This is a genomic window from Viridibacillus sp. FSL E2-0187 (assembly GCF_038006425.1).
Lineage (GTDB): Bacteria > Bacillota > Bacilli > Bacillales_A > Planococcaceae > Viridibacillus > Viridibacillus arvi.
Genome location: NZ_JBBOVG010000001.1, coordinates 2187568 through 2199768 on the forward strand (window position 1 = coordinate 2187568; position 12201 = coordinate 2199768).

Below are 12201 nucleotides of genomic sequence, written 5' to 3' on the forward strand. Positions count from 1 at the left end.
GTTGAATAAGAAAAAAGAGCTGCCTGAACAGCTCTATGCTCTACTACTAAAGCACCCGTTAGTTGAAGAAGGACATTGCAATCCCTAACCAAAGATTTGTGCAGTAATAGCAAACAACTCTTTATTCCTATATGGCATACTAATAGAGTTCTTTATCATTATCGGAGGATTACTAACTTTTATAAATCCACTTTTCTCCAAGAACAACATTAACTCGTCATTACTAGATGACACATCAATCCTTAACTTTCCTTGATGATTAAGAACTAATCCATCGATTATTAAAGCAGCTATTTGTGAATCTGGTGCTACAATAGGTCCTATTAATAGATTTACTGGACCTGATATGGATAATCCAAATCCAATAATCTTCCCCTTTAGATTTCTAACAACTAAACATTGTTTTGATTGATTTATCCTGTTAAGAAGTAATTTTCTTCTTGTACCACCAAATGCAGCCGAATCTAATTCAATAATTTCATTAATATCATTCTCACGGTATTTCTCCAAGGTAATATTTGGATGATTATTAAACAATTTAGTTGGAATATAATTATCACTTAAATACTTATGTACAGAGTCGACAGTAATAAAACCCAAGTTTTCATATAAAGGTTTACCACTCTCAGTTGAAATTAACATTATTGAGGTATTTTGAGAAACACTGTCTATACACTTCTGAGTAGCCTTTTTCCCTAAGCCTAAACCTCTATATTCTTCATTAACAATAACCATACCTATTGAAGCTAAATCAGTATCATAAGGTATTATTGCAGCACTCGAAACAATTTTCCCCACAGCATTTTTATGTCCGTATATTTTACCAGATGACATAACAGTTCTGATTTCATGTTCATCATAATCCCAGCCAACTGATGTAGAAAGTTCTACTAAACCATAGACATCATATTTATCAAATTCCACTAATTCTAATACTGTTTTATTGTCTATATGCATTAGAAATCCCCCTATTTTATTTCTATTCTTATCATAATTTACCATCTCGCCTTATTCAACAAACCTGCCCCGTTAGTACAATAAAGAAAAAAGAGCTGCATATGCAACTCAATGATCTTCAAGTAAAGCACCCGTTAGTTGAATAAGAAAAGCGATGCTTCTTCCACAATCGCGCCCGATTGTGGAAGATAGTTTTTCAACGAAAGCCCCTGTAATTGTAGTATAGGAGGAAAACTCAAACTTTCATAATTAAAGCTCAAAAAATTGTTTTTATAGTATGGTTGTGTGTTATTTTCATCACATAACGCACGAATCCAAGTACACCATTTTAATTATTGCTTTGTCATTAGAGAAAGATATCTAGTTTTTGCGATGCAATAAAATCGTCTCCAAGGTAAAAAACGCCCTCTTTACTTTCCTTAAATAATACTATAACATAGTAAAAGTTAAGTACTCTAATTAGAGTACTTTGAATGGAGTATATTTCTAGAAGGGAAGTAAAGTATGAAATTTAAACAGTTTACAAAGTTACAAGGCTTTGGTGCGTCTATCTTTATGGGTGTTTTTTATGCGGTCGCAATGCTATTAATCTTCTTACTAGGTTACACAGCATTACCAGGAAATATGGACGAGCTTAAAATTGCGCTTGTGAATGATGACAAGGGCGAAGCAGGAACTCAAATTGCAGATCAACTAGCAGAAAGCTTACCATTTGAAATCACAACGAATATTTCAAATAAAAAAGCGTTAGATAAATTAGAGGACAACAAATATTCGTTAGTGATTCATATTCCAGAAAACTTTTCTGAGAATGCACAATCAGGTAAGTCAGCTCAAATTGATTTCACAGTGAATGAAGCAAGCGCCACAATGGTATCTTCTTCAATGAAATCAGTCGTAACAGAAATTAATAATCAATTAAGTGCAAGCTTCTCAACACAAACAGCGAAAGGCGTTCTTTTAAATATGAACGTACCTGAGGAGCAAGCAGATGCGATTGCAACACAAATTGAACAAGCTTATGTAGGCAACTACGTTATCATGAACGATGTGCCAGACGGAATGCAAAACAACATGTTACCAATGTTCTTAACGATGGCTTGTTACGTAGGGGCAATGATTGCAGCGATGCAGTTAGTACAAGCCTTCAATCAAAGCAAAGGAAAAACATCAAGAGCGAAACTTTTCGGTTATGTACAATTATCAGCCCTTATCATTGCAATTGTTTCATCTATTTTCGCAGTAGGTATTGCGGTCTTAATTGCAGACTTAGATACAGATGCTATTTTCAAAGTTTACGGTCAACAAGTATTGTTATACATGGTAGCGTTTAACTTCTGTGCAATCTTCACATTCTTAATCGGTGAAGCGGGAATGATTTTAAATATTCCAGTATTACTGTCACAAACTATTGCCAACGGTGCAACAATGCCACGTGATATGATGTACAGCTACTTCGATGTAGTAAGCTATATCACACCAATGTATCATTCGGTACAATCTTACTTGGCTGTGATGTTTGGTTCAACTGAACAAGCACCATTCCTATGGGGCTTAGTATTAGTAGGTGTAGTTGCAGTACTGATTAATGCGTTAATCGTTACACTTGTACACAAAAAAGTACCTGTAGAAGCATCTGAAGATGTACCTGTAAATGTACCTGTAAAAATACAACACCAATCTTAAAAGACTAGAATTGAAGGCTTCAATCGTCGCAAGAGGTTGAAGCTTTCTTATTTGTTCGGTACAGTAAAGGAGGAGGTGCCTCATGTCAATCCAAATATATATTTTAAGTAAGTTATTAGAAGGGGAAAATTATCCTTATAAGTTGAAAAAGGAATTATCAAATCCTATTCCATTCGATAAAATGGGCAACTTAACTGAAAGTAAGCTCTATTACCATTTTGAGTCACTGACAAAACAAGGTCTAGTCGAACCAGGTGAGATTATTAAGGAAGAAAATCGTCCAGACAAGCAAGTTTTTGCGATCACTGACAAGGGCCGTGAACAGCTGCCGAACAAGATTTATGAGCTATTTGAAAAGGCGAATAATATTCGGGAAATGGTTGTAGGCATCATGTTTTTACGACATGTAGAAAATGCTCTAGTTATCCCGATTTTAGAGAAAAAGCTAGAATCTTTACAAGGGAAGCAAGAACAATTACAGGCAATTTACAACCAAATCCAATTAGATGATTCATTGAAAGAAAACGCGTATTTTATCCAATCATATTATTCAGAAAACATTGCGAATGAAATTCAATGGTTAGAAAAGCTTATTAGGAAATTGAAGGACATTAAAGAATAACGGCATTTTTAATAATTATCTTTATCAATCTAATAAGCGAAGATCAAAGCAAAATACCAACTCTGATGTCAGACATTATATAGTATAAAAATAAGAGATAGAGGAGCATAATAGGAATTGCTCCATCTATCCTTTTTTGTACTACAAATTACTTCATTTACTGCAACAAATTGATTATTTAAATAGGCTGTTTTCTCAACGATTGTTGCTATAAAATAGTGGGTCTTATTCAACAATATGGTCCGATTGTTGAACAACAAGTTAAAACACTCTTCAACTAACCTGCACCGTTAGTTCAATAAAGAAAAAAAGAGCTGCATATGCAACTCAATGATCTTCTAGTAAAGCACCCGTTAGTTTAAGTGTATTCATTCACAAATAGTTATTTCAACCTATATCTCTTTCTAAAAGAGACTAAAAACTAAATTTTGTAGCTATACAGCACTTACTTATGAAACGATTCTCCGTAACATGTATAAGTGCGGTTTTTCTTAATCAGCTTTATACTGGATTAAAGGATGTGACTATCATGAATTTAGGAATTGGCTTTTTACCAAAAAAGTATTATGAAAATGAACCTTCGACTGGTGGCTATAACTTTTTTATAAATGAAGGCATTCAATACGCCATTAATATTGGTGAAATGTATTACCCAAAATGTACAGAACAACAACTAGCTTTATTTACAGAAAGTTTAGCTCCGTTTCCACTGTATTTTTTATTTGAGCAAAATAATAAAGATTTTATTGAGGAATTAAAACAAGATTTGTATGATGAACAACTATCGTTTAAAATATTTCATCAATCAAAAATTAGCACTTATTTTATGATTACTGTTTCAAATCATCAAGAATTACTTCGACTAATTCCCATTATGATCTGGCAGCATAATTATAATATGAGTTCACTTTGGTCAAATCGAAAAAATGCTTTTACGATTGAGAATAAAACGTGGAATATGAATCGTGCAAACGGGAAATATGCTTCGATAGAAGAGACAATTTGTTTAAACTTCAACGAGCCTACAACCATATTTTGGTTTGGCCATGACTTTATTGGCACCGATATTTTTTCAAATGAAGAACGGTTTGCAAATTTAGACGGAATTCAAAAGTGGATACCCCCATTTATTAAAACTGAAATCATTGAATTCAGCTAAACGAAAACCACCTAAAACGTATGATTTCAACGTTTTAGGTGGTCTATTCAAAATCCTCTTTACTTATGGTACGGTTCACCGAATCTAATATTAAATTCGTTATAAAAATGGAATTCCTTCTTGGACTAACCGGCCCTTTAGTTCAATTAGAATTAAGAACAGCCTAAGCTTGAACATTCTTTAATTCTTTATTTTTCTTGTCATTATAAAGATAAATTGATGCCACAATTATCCCAATCAAAAGATACTTCAAAAAACCGCCTTCAATAAAATAATTGACGATACCTATGCCTACCAACAATGATATGACACTAAATATGATCCTTATAATTACTTTCATTAAACCACATCCCTTATGTGTGAAATTGGACTAACCTGCCCCGTTAGTTCAATAAAGAAAAAAGAGCTGTATATGCAACTCAATGATCTTCAAGTAAAGCACCCGTTAGTGAGTACAGACCCCCACGAGGAAACTGTTCTTTCGTTCATTTATTTTGCCTCAAAGTTCTAGGGGCTTACTCACCTACCATACCGTCCTTATCATTATCTTGCATATATGGGTATAACCAATGATCACTCGTTATTGGCATACTAAAACCTGCTGCTTTTGCTTCTTTAATCGTCACCTGTCCATTACCGTTTGTATCAACACTCGAAATATCTTCAGTGCCATTCGACTTATTAGAACTAGTTGACTTATTTAAGTTAGTTGATTTACTTTCAGTTAAGCCTAGAGATTTATTTATCTCATCAGGGTTGCCGTTATCAAACTCATCTACAATCTTATTCCCTTTTAAAGTGTAAGTGTACTTATAATGAGAGGGAATCTGCGTTTCCGTATTAGGATATGTGATAATTGCTTCAAAATTAGTAGCTCCACCAGCTTTACGAATGGCATCTTCCATATATGCTTGATCACCATGTCGGTTAAGCGTACTTTCTTGTGGAGTAATATTGTAAGCATTGGATACCCCTCCGAGAGAATCTGCAATGATATGTCCTTCATCTAAATCTGATCTTTCTACACCAGGAACTTTTGCTTCATCATTGTAGTATCTGCCAGACGATGTTACAGGTTCGTTATCGTCATCTTGTAGAACGATTTCGTCAGCAATGACACGGACCAGTTGCCCATGTTCATTCGTAAAAGCCCAATACTTCCGGTCCCCATAACCAATGTCAATAACAATGTTGTGTTCACGATGTCCAGACAAATCGCCACCGTCAACTTCAATAAGTTTGTATCTCGAGAACAGGTCATTATTTTTTTCGGTTGGCGTTTCTTCCACTACTGGTTCATCTACAACCGTAGTGATAGTCTCTTCTTTTTCGCTATTATTTGAATTTGTTTCAACTGTGGTTACATCTTGTGAATCTGTTTCTTTATCTGCAACGGATGCATCTTCTACGTTAGTACAACCAACTATAAAGATGGCAGTTAAAAGTAAGATTAAATAGTTTATTTTCTTTTTCATTTTAGGACTCCTTATAGTATTTTTTACAGTTCAATCTAGAGCTCTTTAAAAAAACATAAATTAACATTGTTAACCTATTTATAATAGTATATTACAATATTAATTTTATTAGAGTAGATAATTAGTTCTAAGTATGTAGTATTAAATTCCAATAAAGAAAAAAGAGCTGCATATGCAACTCAATGATCTTCAAGTAAAGCACTCCGTTACTTTAAGTACCATCCTTCACAATCAATAATCATAACAATCCTTTATAGTCCTTTTTCGCTAATCCGTTTAATGAATAATAACACTACCAAAATTGCAATACAGCCCCACCAAATGCTTAATAATGATTCATTTAATGAACCTGGATGTTCACCCTCCAATTTATAAGAGGAAAATAAGCCTTGGGTTATTAGGATGAATCCGAAAAGTATCGTACTAAACAACCAATACCACCAGCGTTTCATTGCTACACCTCCACTAAAATCCTTATTAACTACTTCGTTAGTTGTATAGCAACTATTTTTGAGAAGACAGCCTAAAATAAAGTAGGAATCCATAATATAAGAATTACTCCTACAACAGTTACAGATATAACTTTAATTAAATCCTTTTTACTTCTTTTTTCAAAAAAACACCACCCATAATATTTGTCGTTACTTTCAAAATGCCTAAAAATCTCTCGTCACAGGAGCTCAATGATCTTCAGGTAAAGCACCCGTTAGCTTAATAAGAGATTTAGAAGCCAGCATTTTCAATAAATAAAAAGAATTCACTTAAAAAAGAGATCGATCAAAATGGGTTCTTTTCAGCAGATTTAAGTTTGGTCTTCATAAAAAAGTTTGATCATATTTTACCTGTGTTGCTCCACAAACTGGCCCGATTGTGGAATTTATTATTTAGGTTTTTTGGTTCCAATTTTCTTTGTTTTAATCTTTTTTGGAAAAATGCTTATTTAAGATATAGCTCCATTAATTAGAACTTTCCTCCATTTATTTTATTAAGGATAATATTAAAGTTACAGATTTATCTACGAATGATCTCTCCGGATGAGATTTCAATAAAACAGTGATTCCAATCAATGCAACAACTAATGTCTGAGCTAAGGCTTTAACATCTAGATTGCTTTCTAACTCACCTGATTTAATACCTTTTAAAAGGGTTTCTTGAAATATGACTGAAAGATACATTTCATGCTCCCTTGTAAGGATTTCAAATTTTTCATCGTGTGGGGCTAGCTCTACAATTGTATTAATACAAAAACAGCCCTTACTTACTTTGTTCTTGTACTCCTTTTCAATCAATTCTTCAAATAGATTACGAAATGCTTCCTTCACAGATATAGTGTTTTGTAGTTTTGTTCTAATGAGGGAGGCATGCAAATTTGTATATTTACGCAAAGCAGCTTCAAACAACTTCTCTTTATCTCCAAACGTTGCGTATAAACTGGGCCGCTGTATTCCCATAATGGCTGTTAAATCACTAATCGATGTGGCAGCGTATCCCTTCTCCCAAAAAAGTTCCATAGCAACATCCAATGCTTTTTCCTTATCAAATCCACGTTGTCGAACCATGATAAATTCTCCTTCACAAAAAAACTGTATTTCTCTACTGATATCAATCTTATTTTTGGTTTCGTTTTATTTGTTCAATGACCCCTAGTCTATCCACTTGAATCCAATATTCCACTATTTTTTGATTTTCTAGTCGGTATATGGCACTACCTATTTCAATAACTTCTTTATTTGTAGGTGGGTAGCCCTCATATTCTGCAATATGCATTCCAATCTGTTTCCATCTAACATAAACCTTCTGATTGTGAGAAAGAAGTTCTTGAATTTCAATTTTAAAATTTCCCCATACTTCCAACATTTCTTTTATATGATCTGCATAATTCTTGGGTGATCTTATTATTGTCACCATACTATCTGAATTCATTTGATGAGCTTTTACCTCTTTCGTCATGAAGGTCTCAGCTAGTTCAGGTTTGTTACCCGATCTTACAACTTCAAAAAAACTTTTTATAATCTGTTCGTTAGTCTTTATTGTTGAATACGATCTTTTTAAAGTAGTTTCATCTAGGCCCCTATCAAATTTTCCTTTTCCAATCATATTAAACCTCCTTTAATTATACCGAACGGTATATTTTGATTTTATTTATTTATATCCTTTTTGTCAATATTGGGTTGTTTTTTCATTTAAAATCTCCAATTGAAATAATTTAGTATATGCTCATAACCTCATGTGTCATTGACCAAATTCTTTGATGAACAGTAAATAATGTTCAAAAATATCTTGACACCAAAATAAGTTATGATTATGCTTAAAAAGCATCATTTTATACCGTTCGGTATATTATACTTATTGGTAAGATTAATGAAAAGGAGATGTACTAAATTGGATAGTAACGATAAAAATATAAGATTTACTGAAGAGATTGTAACAAAAACGGATGAGTTACAATTAGTATCCAGTTCAACAATGTCTCGATATACAGAACTATTATTAGCAATAGCTTGTGGTATGGCTGTTGCTAATATCTATTTCGCCCATCCATTACTCGATTCAATAGCTACTGAATTCATTATTACCCCCTCGACTATTGGAATCGTAATTACAATTACTCAGATTTGTTATGGATTAGGACTGCTGTTATTGGTCCCTCTGGGTGATTTATTGAATCAACGACATGTAATTATTGGTCAAATGTTAATGTTAGTTGTTGCTTTAGTTGTTGTTGGTATAGCTCCTACCAGTATAGTGTTTTTCATTGGTATTGCAGTGGTTGGTTTGCTTGCCACTGTTACACAAACTCTCGTCGCATATGCATCAACGTTGGCTGTTCCTGCTGAGCGTGGACGAGTAGTTGGTTTCGTTATAAGTGGAGTTGTCATTGGTATCTTACTGGCAAGGACGTTTGCTGGCATAATGGCTGATCTTGGAGGCTGGCGTTCTGTCTACCTTTCTTCAGCCGTTTTAATTCTGATTTTGATTGGCTTATTACACAAAGAACTTCCGAGAACGGTTTACAAACGTTCATCTCTATCCTACCCGAAGTTGTTACATTCTGTTCTAATGTTATTTGTACAAGAAAGGATTCTGCTTATTCGTGGGATATTGGCACTTTTGATTTTTACTGTTTTTAGTACTTTTTGGACTTCATTGGTGTTCCCGTTAAGTTCTCCACCTTACTCATTTTCACATACTGCTATTGGAGCATTTGGTCTGGCTGGAGTTTCTGGAGCATTAGCTGCAGCACGGGCTGGGCGATTATCTGACCGAGGATTAGGGCAACTTACAACGGTTGTAGCATTAGTGTTACTAATAACATCATGGTTCTTTATTTACTTTATTAACTATTCCATTCTCCTATTAGTTATTGGCATTATCCTTCTTGACCTTGCTATACAAGCAGTTCATGTCACCAATCAGAGTTTGATTTTTACAGTCCGTCCTGAAGCAAGAAGCCGACTTACTGCTGCATACATGGTTTTTTATTCCGTTGGCAGTGCCACGGGGTCCATAATTTCAACCAACATATACGCAAATTATGGCTGGAAAGGGGTATGTTTATTTGCTGTCTCTGTCAGTACTTTGGCTCTTGTATTTTGGATAGCGACCTACCGTCTAGCTAAGGAGATTACACAGAAGTAATTTCGTCTCCAGCTTCTTCAACTAAACTGGACCGTTAGTTTAAGTACATTTTTTCACAATCTTTATCGTGATTTACTGACATATCTAATTTTGCCAAGGGCAACAGCTGTACGTGTGATTGTAGTTTTGTTAATAACACGTTCAGTGTCATTACAAAAAAATAAAAAGCGTCTAAACCCTTGATATACATAGGTTTAGGCGCATTATCTTCAATTGAAAATATCAAGTTAATATCCTTCTTCGTGACCAACTTGGTCATAATGATATTAAAACGACTTCTCTTTATACAAATATGGCCAATACAGACAGTCAAAAAATATTAATTAATATGGATCAACGTCATAAAAACGTTGACTTTTAATTATATAATGAAAATTAAAAAACCATCTTGATAAATAACTTATCAAAATGGTTTTTTCTTGTTTCTAAAATATGAATTAGTTTTTGGTAACCTGGTAAATATGCAACTCAATGATCTTCAAGTAAAGCACCCGTTAGTTCAACAAGTAAAATTTATCTGTCTATTGATTAAAGTATTGCAAAATAATACCTTTACCTTCTTCAACTTCTACTTCAGCATAAGCACCATTTATGAAAGTGATTTGTGGTGGAACATGCCCGCAATCCATGTCATAAATAATTGGTATCCCAAGCTCATCAGAAAGTTCTTTATAAACATCTTCAACTGTGTAGTTATTTACAGGCGTATTCGCATCACTTCGACCAAACATAATACCTGAACATTGTTCAAACCAACCAGCTAACTTCATTTGTACTAATGACCTTCTTAAATCTGTTGTGTTCATTTCACAATTTTCTAAATACCATAATACAGGCTCTCCACTGATATATTGTTTTCTAAAGTTTTGTACATCACCATATGCTGTACCAATCAAATGTCTTATCATGTCTATGCATCCACCAAGTAAACGACCTTGTATCTTAACTTTCTGATTTGGCACAGTTTTCCAAAAGGTTTGTTCTGTTAAATTAAAAACACAAGGAGACGGAGAATTGTGTTGCCATTCTTTTTGATATTTAGGTGATGAATGTTGAAGGACAGATTCTCCAATATTTGTCGATAATACAGACTGCCACATTGCAGTGGTGTCATCTGAATATTCCCCTCTTAAATCTACAAGATTTGTACCATGAGCAGTAGCTATACCTGTTTTTAATGTGATTGCTAATAATAATACACTTGTATCTGAATAACCTAATACCCATTTATTTTTTATCTTTTCAAAATCAATTTTTTCAAGTATTTCAATTAACAGTTCTCCACCCCATGGAGGAATAATGATATTTATATTATCATCACGCATCATTTCATTAAACTCATCTGCGCGTTTTTCGGCAGGTGCTGATTTGGCTTTTTCTTGAGTCCAAACCGTTTCACCACAAATGATTTTAAATCCTTTCGATTTCAGACGCTCACATGATTGTTTAAACATATAATGTAACTCAACTTGTACCCCAGATGAAGGTGCTGTGACTCCTATGATTGCATCTCTTTCTAAAAACGGGTATTTAATCATATGCATCCCCTTAACTTTTACATTATTTTACCAAATGAAATTTAGTCGAACAATAACTATTTTCTACTTAAACTAAACTGCTCCGTTAGTTCAATAAAAAAATGCTCCACTCCTTTTTGAAGCAAAGCACCTTTTAGTTCAATATTGATTAAGATTATTATACTGTTAGCTTACCTTCAAAAAATGTTATAGACTTACCAGAAAGAAAAATAGTATCATCCAATACTTTGACTTTTATTATTCCCCCTCTTTCTGAAGCCTGATAAGCTGTAAAATCGGTTTTATGCAATTTATTTTTCCAATATGGGCCTAAACAACAATGTGATGAACCATTTACATAATCCTCAATTATTCCTTGAGCAGGAGAAAAGAAACGAGAAACAAAGTCGAATTCATTTGCGTTAGAATGACTGGTAACAATAACTCCTCGGACTGGTAATTGTGCAATTAAATCTATATTAGGGTTCAAATTCCTTACAATTTCTTCTGATTCCACTTCAACTAAGTAGTCGAGTCTGCTCTTGCCTACATATACAGGTTCAACACCTAAAGCTTTGATTAATAATTCAGGTGCAACCACGTTCTCCTCAATAATTGCAGGAAACTGTAATTGAACCCAACCATCTATTAAACACGCTTTAAGAACGCCACTTTTTGTATGAAAGGTAATAGATTTGTCTTTATCAACAAATCCTTTTTCCCATAAAAAGAATGAACTTGCCAGTGTTCCGTGTCCACATATTGATATTTCGGTGGAAGGGGTGAACCAGCGTAGATGATATTCACCATTTAAGAAATCGATAAAAGCTGTGGTTGGTAAATTAATCTCTTTCGCAACTAACTGCATCCAGCTACTTTCTTTTTCGTCACTTAAAAAACAAACAGCAGCTGGATTTCCTCTAAAGGCTTGTTCTGTAAAAGTATTTATAATTGACAATTCCATCCTTATTCCTACTTTCTATTATTTAACCTATAATACTTAAAGTTCTCTCACCAGTGACTTTATTCCTTCTTCAACTAAACTGCCCCGTTAGTTGAATATAGAAAAAAAGAGTTGCATATGCAACTCAATGACCTTCTAGTAAAGCACCCGTTAGTTTAAGTGCATTTATTCACAAACTTATA

General features: G+C 33.8%; 11 protein-coding genes. 4 read left to right on the forward strand and 7 right to left on the reverse strand.

Going from position 1 to position 12201, the window contains the following annotated elements:
- Positions 1 to 84: 84 nt before the first annotated feature.
- On the reverse strand, positions 85 to 957 hold the full coding sequence (locus MHH85_RS10600; RefSeq protein ID WP_340707018.1) for a GNAT family N-acetyltransferase: 873 nt from the start codon (positions 955 to 957) through the stop codon (positions 85 to 87).
- Between the two features lie 504 nt (positions 958 to 1461).
- Between MHH85_RS10600 and MHH85_RS10605 the strand changes: the two genes are divergently transcribed.
- The 3 genes from MHH85_RS10605 to MHH85_RS10615 all read left to right on the forward strand — a co-directional run bounded on the left by MHH85_RS10605 (position 1462) and on the right by MHH85_RS10615 (position 4424).
- Positions 1462 to 2643 (forward strand): YhgE/Pip domain-containing protein, encoded by a 1182-nt coding sequence (locus MHH85_RS10605; RefSeq protein ID WP_340707019.1) that lies wholly within the window; start codon positions 1462 to 1464, stop codon positions 2641 to 2643.
- A gap of 82 nt (positions 2644 to 2725) precedes the next feature.
- Positions 2726 to 3265: a PadR family transcriptional regulator gene (locus MHH85_RS10610; protein WP_340707020.1), complete on the forward strand. Its 540-nt coding sequence runs from the start codon at positions 2726 to 2728 to the stop codon at positions 3263 to 3265.
- A gap of 529 nt (positions 3266 to 3794) precedes the next feature.
- Positions 3795 to 4424, forward strand: coding sequence for a hypothetical protein (locus tag MHH85_RS10615; protein ID WP_340707021.1), 630 nt, complete (start codon positions 3795 to 3797; stop codon positions 4422 to 4424).
- Positions 4425 to 4939: 515 nt separating this feature from the next.
- On the opposite strand, the gene MHH85_RS10620 is transcribed toward MHH85_RS10615, so the two are convergent.
- From MHH85_RS10620 to MHH85_RS10635, 4 genes are all read right to left on the reverse strand, one after another.
- A complete protein-coding gene (locus tag MHH85_RS10620) occupies positions 4940 to 5899 on the reverse strand; it encodes a DNA/RNA non-specific endonuclease (protein ID WP_340707022.1) in 960 nt (319 codons plus the stop codon).
- Between the two features lie 251 nt (positions 5900 to 6150).
- Complete coding sequence (locus MHH85_RS10625; RefSeq protein WP_076035386.1) at positions 6151 to 6351, reverse strand: hypothetical protein; 201 nt, start codon at positions 6349 to 6351, stop codon at positions 6151 to 6153.
- Between the two features lie 525 nt (positions 6352 to 6876).
- Positions 6877 to 7458, reverse strand: coding sequence for a TetR/AcrR family transcriptional regulator (locus MHH85_RS10630; RefSeq protein WP_340707023.1), 582 nt, complete (start codon positions 7456 to 7458; stop codon positions 6877 to 6879).
- A gap of 49 nt (positions 7459 to 7507) precedes the next feature.
- On the reverse strand, positions 7508 to 7996 hold the full coding sequence (locus MHH85_RS10635; RefSeq protein WP_340707024.1) for an ester cyclase: 489 nt from the start codon (positions 7994 to 7996) through the stop codon (positions 7508 to 7510).
- A 324-nt stretch (positions 7997 to 8320) separates the two neighbouring features.
- Between MHH85_RS10635 and MHH85_RS10640 the strand changes: the two genes are divergently transcribed.
- Positions 8321 to 9538: an MFS transporter gene (locus MHH85_RS10640; protein ID WP_340708154.1), complete on the forward strand. Its 1218-nt coding sequence runs from the start codon at positions 8321 to 8323 to the stop codon at positions 9536 to 9538.
- Positions 9539 to 10059: 521 nt separating this feature from the next.
- Here the strand turns inward: MHH85_RS10640 and MHH85_RS10645 are convergent.
- Together MHH85_RS10645 and MHH85_RS10650 are read right to left on the reverse strand one after the other, a co-directional pair.
- On the reverse strand, positions 10060 to 11076 hold the full coding sequence (locus tag MHH85_RS10645) for a S66 family peptidase (RefSeq protein ID WP_340707025.1): 1017 nt from the start codon (positions 11074 to 11076) through the stop codon (positions 10060 to 10062).
- Positions 11077 to 11233: 157 nt separating this feature from the next.
- Positions 11234 to 12019 (reverse strand): PhzF family phenazine biosynthesis protein, encoded by a 786-nt coding sequence (locus tag MHH85_RS10650; RefSeq protein ID WP_340707026.1) that lies wholly within the window; start codon positions 12017 to 12019, stop codon positions 11234 to 11236.
- Between the last annotated feature and the right edge of the window lie 182 nt (positions 12020 to 12201).